We start from the raw sequence: 15599 nt of genomic DNA, 5'->3' as shown, positions 1-15599 counted from the left end.
GTAGCATCGGCTCCCGTGCAACCGCCGGCCAGATCGAATCGCGCCTACCGCATCGTCGCTCACATCGTGCGGCCCATCCTGCGCGCGATGACGCGCCACGACTGGAGCGGGACCGAGAACTTCCCGCGCGAGGGCGGGTTCATCGTCACCTCGAACCACATGACGAACATCGATCCGCTGACGTTCGCGCACTTCCTGTGGGACAACGGCGTCGCGCCGAAGATCCTGGCCAAGGCGCCCCTGTTCAAGGTGCCGGTGCTGGCGGGCGTGCTGCGGGCGACGGGCCAGATCCCGGTGTACCGGAACACCGCGTCGGCCGGGGAGTCGCTGACCGCAGCGGTCACCGCCATCGGCGACGGGGACGTCGTCGCGGTCTTCCCGGAGGGCACCCTGACGCGGGACCCGGACCTGTGGCCGATGGTCGGCAAGACCGGCATCGCTCGCCTCGCGCTGACGACTCAGGCGCCGGTGATCCCCGTGGCCCAGTGGGGCCCGCAGAACCTGCTGCCGCGCTACGGCAAGCTGCTCAAGCCGTTCCCGCGCAAGCTGGTCACGATCGTCGCCGGCCCTCCGGTCGTCCTGGACGACCTGTACGACCGCCCGCAGGACACCGCGACGCTGCGGGAGGCCACGGAGCGTGTGATGGACGCGATCACGGCCCTGCTCGCGCAGGTGCGCGACGAGGAGCCGCCTGCGGTGCGCTACGACATGCGCAAGCCGCTCGCGCAGGGCGAGAAGCGGGTCGGCGGAGACCACGCGACCCACCCCGAGCTGCCGTGACGGCGGACCAGGTCACGCACGACCGGCCGCACCTCCCGGGTGCTCCGCGACTGCGAGCCACGGTGCTGGGCGCGGGTGCCTGGGGCACGACGTTCGCGGCCGTGATGGCCGACGCCGGGTGCGACGTCACGGTCTGGGGGCGCGACGAGCAGGTGTGCCGCCAGATCGCCGACGAGCACCGCAACGAGGCGTACCTGCCGGGCATCGAGCTCCCCGCACGCGTCACCGCGACGAGCGACGCGCGGGCAGCGCTGGCCGGCGCCGACGTCGTCGCCGTCGCGATCCCGTCGCAGAGTGCGCGCGCCACCCTGACGCCGCTGGCCGACGCCGTCGCGAGCCATGCCGTGGCCGTCTCGCTGATGAAGGGCGTCGAGCTGTCGACCGACCGTCGCATGAGCGAGGTCGTCGCGGAGTCGCTCGGCATCCCCGTGGACCGGATCGCCGTGGTCTCCGGCCCCAACCTGGCGCTCGAGATCGCCCGCCGGCAGCCGACGGCGACGGTCGTGGCCTCCACGAGCGCGGCGTCGGCGCAGCTGGTCGCCCGCGCGTGTGCGTCGGCGTACTTCCGGCCCTACACCAACGACGACGTCGTCGGCGTGGAGCTGTGCGGAGCCGTCAAGAACGTCATCGCCCTCGCGGTCGGCATCTCGCAGGGTCGCGGCCTGGGCTACAACACGATGGCCACGGTCATCACGCGCGGCCTGGTGGAGATCACCCGGCTCGGTCTGGCCCTTGGCGCGGACGCGGACACGTTCCCCGGGCTCGCGGGCCTCGGCGACCTCATGGCGACCTGCGCCTCGCCCGACTCGCGCAACCACACGCTCGGTGGCCACATCGGCCGCGGGATGACCCTCGACGAGGCGATCTCGGCGACCGGGGGCACCGCGGAGGGCGTGAAGTCGTGCCGGTCCGTCCTGGAGCTCGCCACCACCCTCGGCGTCGAGATGCCGATCACGTCGGCCGTCGTGAAGGTGCTCCACGAAGGTCTGCCGGTCGACCAGCTGGCCCCGCTGCTGCTGGCTCGTCCCCACAAGGCAGAAGGCGCCTAGGGAGAACGAGGAGCAGCCGCGAGGGCCCGAGCCAGATCGTTCCAGAGATCCTCGACGTCCTCGATCCCGACCGACATCCGCAGCAGGTCCTCGGGCACGGTCCGCGACTCGGTGGCGAACCGGCGCCGACGCTCGAGCGTCGACTCCACCCCGCCGAGGCTCGTCGCGGGCACCCACAGCCGCAGCGCGGCGACGACGGCGTCCGCCGCGTCGGGTCCGCCGTGCGGGCGCATGCCGATGATCGCGCCGAAGCCGTCCATGAGCCGCGCGGCCCGCTCGTGTCCGGGGTCCGAGGGCAGGCTCGGGTGCCGCACCTCCGCGACGGCGGGGTGCTGGCTGAGCCGCCGCGCCAGCTCGGCGGCGTTGCTCTGCGCGCGCTCGACCCGCAGCGCGAGCGTGCGCAGGCCGCGCAGGGCCAGCCACACCTCGAACGGCCCGGCGATCGACCCGTGCAGCGTGCGGTACGCGTGCAGCCGGGCGTGCAGGTCGTCGTCGTCGGCGAGCGCGGCGCCGAGCACGACGTCGGTGTGCCCGGCCAGGTACTTGGTCACGGAGTGCACGACGACGTCCGCGCCGTGCTCGAACGGACGCTGGACCAGCGGCGTGGCGAACGTGTTGTCGACGCCGACCAGCGCACCCACCGCGTGCGCCGCCTCGACGAGCGCCGGGAGGTCGGCGACCTCGAGCATGGGGTTGGTCGGCGTCTCGACCCAGAGCAGCGACGCGGGCCGTGGTTCGCTCAGGGCGGCGACTACCGCGGGGGTGTCGTCGATGTCGACCAGCGTCACGTCGATGCGGAGGCGCTCCTGCAGGTCCTGCGCGTAGCCGAGCGTCACCTGGTAGGCGTGCCGCGGCAGGACCAGCCGTCCCCCGGGAGGCACCAGGGAGAGCGCCGCCGCGATGGCCGCCATCCCCGAGCCGAACACCAGCGCCGGGTGCGCGGACCCCTCGAGCGTGCCGAGCGTCTCCTCGAACGGGTGCCACGTCGCGGCGTCCATGCGGCCGTACAGCGGCTCGCCCGCTCCCGGCACTCCCTGCGAGACGAAGGTGGACGAGAGCACGACGGGCGGGTTCACGGGGGCACCCTGGGTGCGCGCTGGCCGGCCGGCGGCGACGACGAGCGTCGCGGGGGAGAGGTCGTCATCGTGGTCGGAGGTCACGCGCCGCACGTTACCCGGGGGCTGCCCCGCGGACGCAGCGTGGGCTGACCCACGGATGCGCCCGGACGGCCCTGGGGAGGGGTCGTCGCCAGGTAGGGTCGGGCGCGATGGACGCCACCGCACAGCCCCCGGGCCACGACCAGACCCCCGCGCAGACCCGTGGACAGACCCCCGGGAACGGCCGCCGCCCCAGGGTGATGGTCCTGTTCGGCGGGCGCTCGGGCGAGCACGCGATCAGCTGCGCGACGGCCGGCGGGGTGTTGCGCGCGATCGACCGCGACCGCTACGACGTCCTCGCCGTGGGCATCACGCCCGCCGGCCGCTGGGTGCTCGCCGAGGACGACCCCGAGCGCTGGGCGATCTCCGACGGCCACCTGCCGCAGGTGGAGGACACCGCCGCGCACGTGCTGCTGCCGCAGGCGGTCGACGACCGTGACGTCCAGGTGCTCGAGGCGGGGCAGCTGCCCCGGGTGCTCGGCGAGGTCGACGTCGTGTTCCCCCTGCTGCACGGACCGTTCGGCGAGGACGGCACGCTGCAGGGCATGCTCGAGCTCGCGGACGTGCGCTACGTGGGCGCCGGCGTGCTCGCGTCGGCGGTCGGCATGGACAAGCACATGATGAAGCTGGTGCTCGTGGGCCACGGCCTGCCCGTGGGCCCGTTCCGCGTGGTCCTCCCCGGCGAGTGGGACCGCGATCCCGAGGGCGTCACGGCTCGGGTCGCCGAGCTCGGGCTGCCGCTCTTCGTCAAGCCTGCGCGTGCCGGCTCCAGCCTGGGCATCTCCCGCGTGACCGACCTGGCCGACCTGCCGGCCGCCGTCGCCGCCGCGGCGGCCCACGACCCGAAGATCATCGTCGAGGCCGCGATCGTCGGACGCGAGATCGAGTGCGGCGTGCTCGGCGGCCACGACGGCGAGCGGGCGCGCGCGTCGCTGCCCGGCGAGATCGTCGTCACCGACCCCCGGCACACGTTCTACGACTTCGAGGCCAAGTACCTCGACGAGGCCGGCGTGACGCTGGCGTGCCCGGCCGACCTGCCCGAGGGGATCGTCGAGGCCGTGCGGGACGTCGCCGTGCGGACGTTCGAGGCGGTGGGGTGCGAGGGGCTCGCCCGGGTCGACGTCTTCGTCACCCCGCAGGGCGACGTGGTCGTCAACGAGATCAACACCATGCCGGGGTTCACGCCGTACTCGATGTACCCGCGGCTGTGGGAGGCGTCGGGCGTCGGCTACGCCCAGCTGGTCGACGAGCTGCTGCGCCTGGCGCTCGCGCGCCCGACCGGACTGCGCTGAGCCTGTGGGCGTTCCCAGCCGCGCAGGTTACGCTTCCGTAGGTCGTGACGGATCGGGCAAGGAAGCCACAGCCGTGGCCGCACTTGCTCCCCGCACGATCGGGACGTCCTCCGGGCGGCCCACCGCACCCCGGCTCGGGTGTGCGCCGCCTGGCCGACACGCAGTGACGGCTCTCCGCAGATCGGTCGTGACCGTCATGGGTGCTCCCCACGCCGCCTCACCGCGTCGCCAGCTCGTCGACACCGTTCCCGGTCGCCTCGCGTGAGCGCCGCCGTCTCGCCGCCCCCCGCTGCTGCGGCGCGCGTCGCCAAGAACGCCCAGGACTACACGGCGCTCGCGGCCTACGTGCGGGAGTCCGGCCTGCTGAAGCGCCGCTACGGCTACTACTGGACGCGCCTGATCGCCGCCGTCCTGGCGTTCGCGGGCATCTGGGTCGCCGTGGTCCTCGTCGGCGACTCGTGGTGGCAGCTCGCCGTCGCCGCCGGGCTCGCGCTCGTGCTCACGCAGATCGCCTTCCTCGGCCACGACAGCGCCCACCGGCAGATCTTCAACTCCGGCCCCTGGAACGACTGGACCTCGCGGATCCTCGCCGGCGCGTTCGCCGGCCTCAGCCACACCTGGTGGCGCAACAAGCACAACCGGCACCACGCCTCTCCCAACCAGCAGGGCACCGACCCGGACATCGCGCCGGGCGTCGTCGTGTGGACGGCGGACGTCCTGGACACCCGCAGCGGGTTCAAGGGCTGGTTCGGGCGCAACCAGGGATGGTTCTTCTTCCCCCTCCTCATGCTCGAAGGCGTGAGCCTGCACATCTCGAGCGTCCGCCTGCTGCTGGCCAAGGGGGCGGTGCCGCACCGGTGGGTCGAGGCTCCGATCGTCATCACCCGGCTGGCCGTCTACGTCGGGGTGCTCTTCTACCTCCTCCCGCCCAGCAAGGCCGTCGCGTTCATCGGGGTGCAGATGGCGCTGTTCGGCGTCCTGCTCGGCGGCTCGTTCGCGCCCAACCACAAGGGCATGCCGATCATCCCGGCCGGGATGAAGGTCGACTTCCTGCGGCGGCAGGTGATCACGTCCCGGAACATCAAGGGCGGCGTCGCCGTGGACTTCGTGATGGGCGGCCTGAACTACCAGGTCGAGCACCACCTGTTCCCCAGCATGCCCCGCCCGAACCTCAAGCACGTGCAGCCCGTCGTTCGGGACTACTGCGAGCAGCTCGGCGTGAAGTACACCGAGGTCGGCTTCTTCCGGTCCTACGCGATCATCGTCGCGTACCTCAACCGCGTCGGCCTGGCCGACCGGGCCGCGTTCGACTGCCCGGTCGCCGCCCAGTACGGGCGCTGACCCGCTACACGCAGGAGCGGACCTGCTCGGTCAGCGCGACCGCCGGACCCAGCTGGTCGACGAACGCCGTCGAGCGCTCGGCCGCGACCTCGGCCGGCACGTGCAGCTCGACGGCGGGCTCGCGCCCGTAGGTGGTGAACGTCCAGCCGTCGTCGCCCTCGACGACGACCCAGTCGACGCTGGCGCCCCCCGGGGTCTCGACGGTCTGGCAGTGCTCGGTGGTCGGTCCGAGCGGCTCGACGCCGCACCGCAGGACGACGGGAGCAGCCGGGTCGCCCCACGCCGTGGTCGCCTGGGCGGTGGTGTCCCGCTGCGGCAGCCCGTCGCCGAGCGAGTCGGGCATCGCCAGGACGACGCTCGCGCACACCGGCTCGGTCGCGTCCGGGGCCACCTCGACGGGGACGGTGACCGCGCAGCCGCCGAGAGCGACGACACCGGCGACGGGGACGATCAGGAGCAGTCGTCGGCGGATCCGGGGCACCGGGTCACCGTAACCCGTGGGTCGCGCGGAACCTCTACCGTGTCCGGGTGACCGCCGACACCTCCGCACCGTCCGACGGCCCTCTCGTCGCCGACCTGTCCGAGGACGCGCTGCTCGCCCGCATCTTCCCGCTCCTGCCGCTGGGTGCCGACACGCACGTCCCGCCCGGCGACGACGCCGCCGTGGTGGCCGCTCCCGACGGCAGGTTCGTCGTCACCACCGACGTGCTGGTGGAGGACCGGCACTTCCGGCGGACGTGGTCCTCGGGCGAGGACGTCGGCCGGCGGGCCGCGGTGCAGAACCTGGCCGACGTCGCCGCGATGGGAGCGCGGCCGACGAGCCTCGTCGTCGCGCTGGTCATCCCGGGCGATCTGCCCGTGTCGTGGGTGGAGGGGCTCGCGCGCGGGCTGGCCGCCGAGTGCGCGCCGCTCGGGGTCGGCGTCGTCGGGGGAGACCTGTCCGGTGGGCCCGCCGTCGTCGTCGCCGTCACCGCGCACGGGGACCTCGCGGGACGGGCGCCGGTCCTGCGCTCGGGCGCCCGACCGGGGGACGTCGTGGCGCACGCCGGGGTGGCCGGCTGGTCGGCGGCGGGGCTCGCCCTGCTGGAGGCGGGCCGGCCGGAGCTGGACCCGGGGCTCGTGGAGGCGCACCGTCGACCGTCCTCGCCGTTGGCTGCGGGGCCCGCCGCGGCCGTGGCGGGGGCGACCGCGATGCTCGACGTGTCCGACGGGCTGCTGCGCGACGCAGGGCGGATCGCGCGCGCGAGCGGGGTGCGGATCGACCTGGCCGCCGATGCGTTCGCGGCGGACCGGGATCGGCTGCGCACCGTCGCGGGCGAGCTCGATGCCGTGGCTGAGCGGTGGGTCCTGGACGGCGGTGAGGATCACGGCCTGCTGGCGACGTTCCCGTCCGGGTCGACGCCGCCGGCGCCGTTCCGGGCCGTCGGGCGCGTGAGCGACGGCACCGGGGTGACCGTCGACGGCGTGCCGGCACCTGCGCGGTCCGGGTGGGACCACTTCGCCGGCTGACGCTCAGCCCCGGCGGTACCGGACCTCGAGCAGGCTCTCGCCACCGATGTCGTCGTACCGGTCGACGCCGTCCGCCTGGAAGCCGTGCCGACGGTAGAAGTGCCGGGCCCGCTCGTTGTCCGCGAGCACCCACAGCGTCACGGTGGTCTTGTCGCCGACCTCCGCGATCACGGTGCGCATGAGGTCGCGGGCGACGCCGTGCCCCCAGGTGCCCGGGTCGAGGTAGATGGAGAAGATCTCCCGGTCACCCCGCGCGGCGTCCTCGTCGCGGCTCGGACCGACGGTCACGAAGCCGACCACGCGGTCGCCGGCGAGCGCGACCCACGTGTTGATCTCGTCCGCCGGGCCCCCGCGCAGGTACCGGCCCCACTGCGCGGTGCGTTCACCCGCGTCCAGGGAGGCGAGGTACGCGTCGGGCACGATGCCCGCGTACGCCTCCTGCCAGGACCGCACGTGCACCTGGGCGATGCCTGCGGCGTCCCCCTCGGTGGCGACACGGATCGTCACCTCGTCCAGCTGCTCCACCATGGACGTCACCCTGCCACACGGACCGGGCATGACGAAGGCCCACGAGGTGACAACCTCGTGGGCCTTCGATGCGTCGGGTCGACGTCAGACGGCGCGCTGCACCTTGCCGGCCTTGAGGCACGACGTGCACACGTTGAGACGCTTGGGCGTCCCCGCGACGACGGCACGCACGCGCTGGATGTTCGGGTTCCAGCGCCGCTTCGTGCGCACGTGCGAGTGCGAGATGCTGTGCCCGAAGCTCGGGCCCTTGGCGCAGACGTCGCAGTTGGCAGCCACGGTCTTCTCCTGTTGCTCTTTGCGGATCATGAGCCGCGTGTGCGGCGAAGTCATGGGTCGGGGCGCACGAGCGACACCGTCTCCGTACCGTTTCCGGACAAGGATTCGGGGGCCGCCACCGGGCACCACCAGTGCCCAGCATGGCCGGGCAACCGGTCAAGACTAGCCCATCGGGCACGTCGGCCCAAATGCGGGTGGGATGAGCCTGGGTGTGTGGGTGGGATGAGGCAAGGTGGTGTCTCGTCATCGCGCGCTGGGCTGCCCGGGAGCGCCGACGGCCTGACGATGACGGTGCTGCTGCGGGACGAGACGGCGGAGGTGCGGTGGACCTGCTGGAGGCAGCGGCGGTGCGCGCCTGGGCGGTGGCGGCACGGACGGCGCTCGAGGGGGCGGCGGACCGGATCGACGCAGTCAACGTGTTCCCGGTGGCCGACTCGGACACGGGCACCAACGTCCTGCTGACGGTGGTGGGGGGCGCCGACGCGGTCGCGTCGGTCGCGGCGGGCGCCACGTCGGTCGACGTGGCTCGGGCCTTCGGCCGGGGAGCCCTGCTGGCGGCGCGCGGCAACTCCGGCGTCATCGTGAGCCAGTACCTGACGGGGTTCGCACGGGCGCTCCCCGAGCGGGCCGGTGCGCGGGAGGTCGCGCACGCGCTGGCCGCGGCGGCCCGGGCAGCCCGCGGCGCGACCGTGGAGCCGCAGGAGGGCACCGTCCTCACGCTCGCGGACGTCGTCGCCGACGCGGCGTCGACCGCGGCCGACGCGGGCGCGACCCTGGCGACGATGCTGGCGGAGGCGGTCGCGGAGGCGCTGCGCGGCCTCGGGCGGATCAGCGCGCTGCACCCGGTCCTGCGCGCGGCCCGGGTGCTCGATGCCGGCGCCTGCGCCCTGCTGGTCGTGCTGGACGCGCTCGCACGCGCGGTCGGCGACGAACGACCCGTGCAGGTCCCGCTCGACTGGCTGCCCACGACGGCGGCAGACCACGCGTCCGTGGAGCCGGCCGGCGGCGCCTACGAGGTCATGCTGCTGGTCAGCGACGACGGGACGTCGGAGGCCCCCGTCGCCGACACCGGCGCCCGGCTCCGGCGGCGCATGGGCAGGCTGGGGGACTCGGTGGCCGTCGTCGGCGGGGACGGCTGGTGGCACGTGCACGTGCACACGGACGAGCCGACGGCCGCGATCGCCGCGGCCGCGCTGGGACGGCGGGAGCAGGTGCTGGTCCGGCTCCTGGCCGGTGCCCACGCGGGCGGGTCGGCGCACCACGACCGGGCGGACGGCCGTGAACGATGGGGTGTCGTGGTGTGCACCGCCGCGCCGGACCTGGCGGCCTGGTACGCGGCCTCGGGGGCGGTCGTCCTGGTCCGCTGCCCCGAGGCGCCGGTCCGGTCCGAGCATCTCGAGCGGGCGGTCACGGACACCGGGGCGGCGCGCGTGGTCCTCCTGCCGGGCACGGGTGCCGAGGTCCCGACCGAGCTGTCCGTCCCGGGCGTGGTCGTCCAGACGCTCGACGCGGCCGACGAGGTGCGCGCCGTCGTCGGATCGCTCGCGCTGGCCGGCGAGGGACCCACGGCGCTGGGCTGCTCGGCTGCGGAGGCGGCGCTGACCCGGCTCGGCGTCGGCACCGTCGACGTCGCCTCGGCGCGGGGTGCGACGGAGGTCGTCGACGCCCTCGTGCGGGCGCCGCGCGCGACGCCCGGCGAGAGCCTCACCATGCTGTGGCGGGACGCGCCCGACGACGGGGTGCTCGACGCCGTCGTCGCCCACCTGGCGGCGCACCACCCCGGCGTCGAGGCCACCGCGGTCGGTCCCACGGGGCACGGTCCCGCCCTCGTGCTGGGGCTGGACTGACCGTGGCGGCGAGCAAGGGGATCCGCTACCAGGACAGCGTGGACACCCACGTCGACCCGCTCGACGAACGGGTGCCCGGCAAGCCCGCCGAGCTGAAGAAGTTCGCGACGCTCGGCATCGAGACGGTCGGGGACCTGCTGGCCCACTACCCGTGGCGCTACGCCGACTCGCGCGAGGTCACCGACATCGCGAGCCTGGCCGTGGGGCGCAACGTCTCGCTCGTCGCGCAGGTGCGCAGCGCCGAGGTCCGGCTGGCGCAGAAGACGGGGAAGCCGCGTGTCGAGGCGAAGGTGACCGACGGCGCCCGCACGCTCGACCTGGTGATCTTCATGCCGCACCGGGGCGCCGCGGACTTCCACGTGAAGCGTCTGGTGCCGGGATCGCTCGGCCTGTTCTCCGGGCAGATCAACATCTTCAACGGGCGGTTGCAGCTGGCCAACCCCACCTACGCGATCTTCGGGCACGAGGTCGACGAGGCGGTCGCGCTGGAGGAGGCCGAGTGGCCGATCCCGATCTACCCGGCGACGGCCGGGCTGGAGTCGGACAAGATCCGGGCGGCGGTCCGGGCGGCCCTCGACCCGCTGACCGAGCAGGACGTGCCCGACCCCGTGCCGGACCCGGTGCGGACGCACCGCCACCTCGCGTCCCGCTGGAGCGCCCTGCGCGGGGTGCACGTGCCGCAGACCGAGGACGACTGGCGCAAGGGCCAGGCGCGGCTGCGGTACGAGGAGGCCTTCGTCCTCCAGGCCGAGCTGGCTCGTCGTCGCGCTCGTGCGCAGCGCGAGGAGTCGACGGCGCGCCCGGGGCGGCCCGGCGGGCTGCTGGAGGCGTTCGACGCGCGCCTGCCGTTCGTCCTGACCGAGGGCCAGGTCGCCGCCGGCGAGCAGATCGCCGCCGACCTCGCGCAGGCGCACCCCATGCAGCGGCTGCTGCAGGGCGAGGTCGGCTCGGGCAAGACCGTCGTGGCGCTGCGCGCGATGCTCCAGGTGGTCGACGCCGGGGGACAGGCGGCGTTGCTGGCGCCCACGTCGGTGCTCGCGGCGCAGCACGTCCGCACGCTGCGCGCGCTGCTGGGCGACCTCGCCGAGGGTGGCCTGCTGGGCGGGTCGGAGATCGGGACCCGGGTGGCGCTGCTCACGGGCGCGCAGAGCACCGCCGAGCGGCGCAGCAACCTGCTGGAGGCGGCGAGCGGGCAGGCGGGGATCGTCGTCGGCACGCACGCGCTCCTGTCGGACCCCGTGCAGTTCGCGGACCTCGGGCTGGTGGTCGTCGACGAGCAGCACAAGTTCGGCGTCGAGCAGCGGGGCCGGCTGCAGGCCAAGGCCGCGAACGCGCCGCACCTGCTGGTGACCACCGCCACGCCGATCCCGCGCACCGTGGCCATGACGGTCTTCGGCGAGCTGGAGATATCGGAGCTGCGGCACGTGCCGGCGGGCCGCAGCGGCATCACGACCCACGTCGTGCCGGCCGACAACCGGCCGTGGATGGACCGGACCTGGAACCGGGTGCGCGAGGAGGTCGAGGGCGGCGGTCGGGCGTTCGTGGTGTGTGCCCGGATCGACGCGGACGACGACCCCGACGACGATGCCGATCTCGCTCCCGACGAGCCGACGACCGTCGGCGAGGCGCAGGCCGCCGCGCAGCGTGCACCCAAGAAGCCCCTGCGCGCCGTCTTCGAGGTCGCCGAGACGCTGCGCGAGGACCCGCGGCTGGGCGGCGTGGCGGTCGGGCTCCTGCACGGTCGCATGACGGGCGAGGAGAAGGACCGGGCGATCGCCGACTTCGCGTCCGGACGCACCCCCGTGCTCGTGTCGACGACGGTCATCGAGGTCGGCGTCGACGTTCCCGCGGCGACGGTCATGGTGATCCTCGACGCCCACGTCTTCGGCCTCTCGCAGCTGCACCAGCTGCGCGGCCGGGTCGGGCGGGGGAGCGCCCCGGGGCTGTGCCTGCTCGTCGCGGACGCCCCGGAGGGCACCGTCGCGGCCCAGCGGCTGGGCGCGCTGGCGGCGACGACCGACGGGTTCGAGCTCGCGCGCGTCGACCTCGAGCTGCGCAAGGAGGGCGACGTTCTCGGCTCGGCGCAGTCCGGGAAGCGCGGCGCGCTGCGGTTCCTGCGCATCGTCAGCGACGGCGCGGTCATCGACCGGGCGCGCGAGGACGCGCGGTCGCTGGTCGAGGCCGACCCGGAGCTGGCCGCGTGGCCGGCGCTGCGGGCGGCGATCGACGTGCAGCTGGCTGACGGGCGTGAGGAGTTCCTCGGCCAGAGCTGAAGGGCAGCGGCTCGGAGCTGCGTGGGAAGGCAAAGACCTCGCATACCCTGACGCACGTGCCCAAGAAGCCCGTCATCCGCGCCCAGGACCTGATCGTCGGCTACGGCGGGGCGCCCGTGTGCGCACCCGTGACGTTCACGCTGGCACCCGGCAAGGTCGTCGCCCTCGTCGGCGCCAACGGCTCGGGGAAGTCGACGGTCCTGCGGGCCGTGATCGGGCTGCTCGAGCCGTCGGGGGGCACGCTGCGGGTGTTCGACAACCCCGTCGACGAACGGGACGTCGCGTTCCGCACGAAGGTGGCGAGCGTCCTCGACGACGACGCGTACTTCCCCGCGCTCACCGTCTCCGAGCACCTGTACCTGACCGCCCGCGGCCACGGGGTGCACGGTGCGCAGGAGGTCGTCGCCGGGCTGCTCGCCGAGTTCGGGCTGACCGACCACGCCAGGTCCCTGCCGGTCGCGCTCTCGTCGGGCCAGCGGCGCCGGCTGCTGCTCGCCGCGGGCTTCGTCCGGCCACGCTCGCTGCTCGTCCTCGACGAGCCCGAGCAACGGCTCGACCGCGCGATGCGCGACCGGCTCGCCGCGCGGATCGTCGCGGAGAAGACGGCCGGCGGTGCCGTGCTCCTGGCCACGCACGACCCGGACCTGCTGCGGGCGGTCGCCGACCGGGCCGTGCACGTCGCCGACGACGTCACCCGGCTGCTGCCCACCGACCAGGCGGCCGACCTGATCTCGCGGGAGAACCCGTGACCGCGCTCGACCACGACGCCGACCACGACGACGAGCCCGCGGTCCAGCCGTTCGAGCTCGGTGCGGTGCCGTCCGCGACGAGCATCCGCCGGTTCACGTCCCAGGCGGCGAACTCGCGCGGCGGCGCCAGCATCGGCTCGCTGCTGGGCGGCGTCTACTACGCCGTCATCAGCATCGCGATCAGCGTCGGCGTCGCCCTCGGCGCCGCGCAGGCCATGCGCGCGTCGCTGCCGCCGGCTCCCGAGGTCGACGCACCGCTGTCCCTGAGCCTCGCGACGCTGGTCGTGGTGATCGTCGTCGCGCTCGCGGGGGTGCTCCTGTCGCTCGCGGGACGGCTCGGACCCGTCGGTGCCGGAGGCGCGGAGGCGGCCTGGTGGCTCCCGCTCCCGGTCGACCGCCGTGGCCTGCTGCGCCCCGCGGCGCGCCGGCTGCCGCTGCTCGCCGGTCTCGTCGGGGCGATCCTCGTCGCGCTGCTGGACGCCGGGTTGCTCGCCGACCCGGGCCTGCGCGTCGCGCGGGTGGCGACCACCGCGGCCGTGGTGGCCGCCGGGATCGTGCTGCTCGCCGCCGTGGGCCAGTCGGCGGGCCTGTCGCGGCGCTCGCTCGCCCTCGCCGGCGACGTCCTGCTCTTCCTGGCCCCGGTCGCCGCCGTGGTCCTCGCCCGGGTCGGCTGGTCCGTCGACGCGCTGCCGACCGCGCCGTGGTGGCTCGTCGCGGCGCTCGTGCCCGTGCTCGTCGTCCTCGCCCTCGTCGTCGACCGTCGGCTCGGCCGGATCCCCTCGCGGACGCTGCGGGAGAGCGGCTCGGTCGCCACGCAGGCCGTCGGTGCGGTGGTGTCGATGGACTCCCGCGAGCTCGGCCGCGCGCTGACGGACGGAGCGGCTGCACCGGTGCGGCGCTGGCTCTCGCCGCTGAGCACGGCCCGTGGCCCGATCTCCGCGCTGATCACGGCCGACCTGGTGGTGCTGCGGCGATCGGCACGGCACGTCGTGCAGCTCGTCGTCGCGGCCCTGGTGCCCGTGCTGGTCAGCACCGTGCCGCAGCTCGCCAGCCCGATCGGTGTGCTGTTCGCCCTGCTGATCGCCGGGTCCGTCGCGATGAGCGCGACGGGGGAGGGCGCCCGGCGCGCCGAGATGGCACCGATCCTGGACCGGCTGCTGCCGCTGGAGGCCAAGACCGTCCGGCGGCTGCGCATGGTCGTGCCGGGCGCAGCGATGGCGCTGTGGTCGGTCGTCGCGTTCGCGGCGGTCGGCCGGTGGGCGTCCGACGTGCCGGGCTGGATCGCGCTCGGGATCGCGTCGACGCCCGTGTGGGCGGCCGCAGCGGTGCGGGGGTCCTACCGACCCGCACCCGACTGGGGCGGCACGCTCGTGTCGACCCCCATGGGTGCCCTGCCCACCGGGGTCGCGACCGTGCTCGCGCGCGGGCCGGACCTGGTCATCCTGTGCCTGCTGCCGGTGTGGATCGCGGTGCTGCTGCGCACGGTGAACGCGCCCCTGCTCTACGCGCAGCTCGTCCTGTCGGTCATCGCGGTGGCGATCGCCTCGTCCATCCGGACGCGGTCGCTGATGGAGACGTTGATGGACGCGCAGGAGCAGGAGAGGGCGGGAGCCCGCCGGTGACCCGGATCGTGGCGGGGACGGTCGGCGGGCGGACCCTCGCGGTGCCGCGTGCCGGGACCCGGCCGACGAGCGAACGCGTCCGGGAGGCGCTGTTCTCCCGGCTCGAGCACCTGGACGTCGTCGACGGCGCCCGGGTGCTCGACCTGTACGCCGGGTCGGGTGCGCTCGGGATCGAGGCCGCGAGCCGCGGGGCCGCACACGTGACCCTCGTCGAGTCGGCCCGGGACGCCGCCGAGGTGTGCCGTCGGAACGTGACGAGCCTCGGGCTGGCCGGGACCGTGCAGGTCGTCACCGAGAAGGCGGAGCGGTTCGCTCCGCGGCCGACCCTCGCGCCCTGGGACCTGGTGCTCGTCGACCCGCCCTACGACCTGCCCGAGGCCGACCTGGCCGGGGTGCTGACCGCGATCGGTCCCGCCCTGGCGCCCCACGGGGTCGTCGTCGTCGAGCGGGCGTCCCGCACACCCGAGCCGACATGGCCCACGGGGCTGGTCCGGTTCGACCGGCGGGCCTACGGCGACACGGTCATGTGGTTCGCGGAGCCTGACCTCGGTGCAGCACGGTGAGCAGAGGGCCGTCCGTCCCGAGCCTCACCGCACCGGCCTCGGCGAACTCGAGCCGTCGGTAGAACGGCAGGTTCCGCGGGTCCGTCGTGCCGAGGTACGTGCCGAGGCCGTCGTCCGATGCGGCGGCGACCCCCGCCTCGACCAGGCGCCCACCGATCGCCCGGCCGTGCAGGTCCGGGTCGACCGCGAGGTAGTTCAGGTAGGCAGCGGGCTCGGTGGGCGCGAGCGGCGTCGCGGAGGCGAGGGCCGCCAGGATGTCGTCGGCCCGACGCCGACCGACCAGGAGGGCGAGGACCCCGGCGGGCGACGGCAGGGTGTCCGGAGGTGTCGCTGCGGCGGGCAGCCGCCACGCGGCGACGCCGACCACGCGTCCGTCCAGCCGGGCGACGTGCACGCGGCCGACCGCGAGGTACCGGTCGACGGACGGCCCCAGCCACGCCGCGCAGGCCTCCTCACGCGTGGCGGCCTCCGGCAGGGCCCACACCATGAGCGGGTTGGTGCGGTAGGCGCGGGCCAGGAGGGTGCGGACCGCGGGGGAGTCGGCGGCGGACGCCCGGTCGAGGACGGCGGCGAGAGCCATGCCTGAGGGTAGGGCTCCCGCGCGTTCGGATGG

General features: G+C 74.6%; 15 protein-coding genes. 10 read left to right on the top strand and 5 right to left on the bottom strand.

Annotated features, from left to right (window positions below; all coding sequences use genetic code 11):
• Nucleotides 1-15 precede the first annotated feature (15 nt).
• Both ACXJKF_RS12290 and ACXJKF_RS12285 read left to right on the top strand, forming a co-directional pair.
• The gene (locus tag ACXJKF_RS12290) at nt 16-780 is read left to right on the top strand and encodes a lysophospholipid acyltransferase family protein (protein ID WP_456787997.1); all 765 of its coding nucleotides are present in this window, start codon (nt 16-18) and stop codon (nt 778-780) included.
• Nucleotides 777-1829, top strand: a complete 1053-nt coding sequence (locus tag ACXJKF_RS12285; RefSeq protein ID WP_456787996.1) for an NAD(P)H-dependent glycerol-3-phosphate dehydrogenase — start codon at nt 777-779, stop codon at nt 1827-1829. Before ACXJKF_RS12290 ends, ACXJKF_RS12285 begins: the two co-directional genes overlap by 4 nt.
• Here ACXJKF_RS12285 and ACXJKF_RS12280 read toward each other — a convergent pair.
• Complete coding sequence (locus ACXJKF_RS12280) at nt 1826-2989, bottom strand: trans-sulfuration enzyme family protein (RefSeq protein ID WP_456787994.1); 1164 nt, start codon at nt 2987-2989, stop codon at nt 1826-1828. The two genes, ACXJKF_RS12285 and ACXJKF_RS12280, sit on opposite strands and share 4 nt — an antisense overlap.
• Nucleotides 2990-3096: 107 nt before the next feature.
• On the opposite strand from ACXJKF_RS12280, the gene ACXJKF_RS12275 reads away from it, so the two are divergent.
• Both ACXJKF_RS12275 and ACXJKF_RS12270 read left to right on the top strand, forming a co-directional pair.
• A complete protein-coding gene (locus tag ACXJKF_RS12275; protein ID WP_456787993.1) occupies nt 3097-4278 on the top strand; it encodes a D-alanine--D-alanine ligase family protein in 1182 nt (393 codons plus the stop codon).
• A gap of 261 nt (nt 4279-4539) precedes the next feature.
• Complete coding sequence (locus tag ACXJKF_RS12270) at nt 4540-5619, top strand: fatty acid desaturase family protein (RefSeq protein WP_456787992.1); 1080 nt, start codon at nt 4540-4542, stop codon at nt 5617-5619.
• 4 nt (nt 5620-5623) lie between these two features.
• On the opposite strand, the gene ACXJKF_RS12265 is transcribed toward ACXJKF_RS12270, so the two are convergent.
• The gene (locus ACXJKF_RS12265; RefSeq protein ID WP_456787991.1) at nt 5624-6100 is read right to left on the bottom strand and encodes a DUF3515 family protein; all 477 of its coding nucleotides are present in this window, start codon (nt 6098-6100) and stop codon (nt 5624-5626) included.
• Nucleotides 6101-6147: 47 nt separating this feature from the next.
• Here ACXJKF_RS12265 and ACXJKF_RS12260 point away from each other — a divergent pair, with 47 nt between their 5' ends.
• Complete coding sequence (locus tag ACXJKF_RS12260) at nt 6148-7128, top strand: thiamine-phosphate kinase (protein WP_456787990.1); 981 nt, start codon at nt 6148-6150, stop codon at nt 7126-7128.
• A gap of 3 nt (nt 7129-7131) precedes the next feature.
• Here ACXJKF_RS12260 and ACXJKF_RS12255 read toward each other — a convergent pair whose 3' ends face one another.
• Both ACXJKF_RS12255 and rpmB read right to left on the bottom strand, forming a co-directional pair.
• Nucleotides 7132-7656: an N-acetyltransferase family protein gene (locus tag ACXJKF_RS12255; protein ID WP_456787989.1), complete on the bottom strand. Its 525-nt coding sequence runs from the start codon at nt 7654-7656 to the stop codon at nt 7132-7134.
• Nucleotides 7657-7740: 84 nt separating this feature from the next.
• On the bottom strand, nt 7741-7932 hold the full coding sequence (rpmB, locus tag ACXJKF_RS12250) for a 50S ribosomal protein L28 (protein ID WP_029289091.1): 192 nt from the start codon (nt 7930-7932) through the stop codon (nt 7741-7743).
• Nucleotides 7933-8255: 323 nt separating this feature from the next.
• Here rpmB and ACXJKF_RS12245 point away from each other — a divergent pair, with 323 nt between their 5' ends.
• The 5 genes from ACXJKF_RS12245 to rsmD are packed head-to-tail and all read left to right on the top strand — an operon-like array spanning nt 8256 to nt 14986.
• Nucleotides 8256-9779 (top strand): DAK2 domain-containing protein, encoded by a 1524-nt coding sequence (locus ACXJKF_RS12245; protein ID WP_456787988.1) that lies wholly within the window; start codon nt 8256-8258, stop codon nt 9777-9779.
• 2 nt (nt 9780-9781) lie between these two features.
• Nucleotides 9782-12052 carry an ATP-dependent DNA helicase RecG gene (locus ACXJKF_RS12240; protein ID WP_456787987.1) on the top strand — a complete coding sequence of 757 codons (2271 nt, stop codon included), beginning with the start codon at nt 9782-9784 and terminating at the stop codon, nt 12050-12052.
• Between the two features lie 56 nt (nt 12053-12108).
• Nucleotides 12109-12801, top strand: a complete 693-nt coding sequence (locus ACXJKF_RS12235; RefSeq protein WP_456787986.1) for an ABC transporter ATP-binding protein — start codon at nt 12109-12111, stop codon at nt 12799-12801.
• Nucleotides 12798-14423: a DUF6297 family protein gene (locus ACXJKF_RS12230; protein WP_456787985.1), complete on the top strand. Its 1626-nt coding sequence runs from the start codon at nt 12798-12800 to the stop codon at nt 14421-14423. The genes ACXJKF_RS12235 and ACXJKF_RS12230 overlap by 4 nt, the downstream gene beginning before the upstream one ends.
• Nucleotides 14420-14986, top strand: coding sequence for a 16S rRNA (guanine(966)-N(2))-methyltransferase RsmD (rsmD, locus tag ACXJKF_RS12225; protein WP_456787984.1), 567 nt, complete (start codon nt 14420-14422; stop codon nt 14984-14986). Before ACXJKF_RS12230 ends, rsmD begins: the two co-directional genes overlap by 4 nt.
• On the opposite strand, the gene ACXJKF_RS12220 is transcribed toward rsmD, so the two are convergent.
• Nucleotides 14946-15566: a GNAT family N-acetyltransferase gene (locus ACXJKF_RS12220; protein ID WP_456787983.1), complete on the bottom strand. Its 621-nt coding sequence runs from the start codon at nt 15564-15566 to the stop codon at nt 14946-14948. The genes rsmD and ACXJKF_RS12220 overlap by 41 nt on opposite strands.
• Nucleotides 15567-15599 lie beyond the last annotated feature (33 nt).

Source organism: Cellulomonas sp. P5_C5 (genome assembly GCF_054049655.1).
The sequence above is the reverse complement of the archived record's forward strand: the minus strand, read 5'-3'. Positions and strand labels throughout refer to the sequence as shown.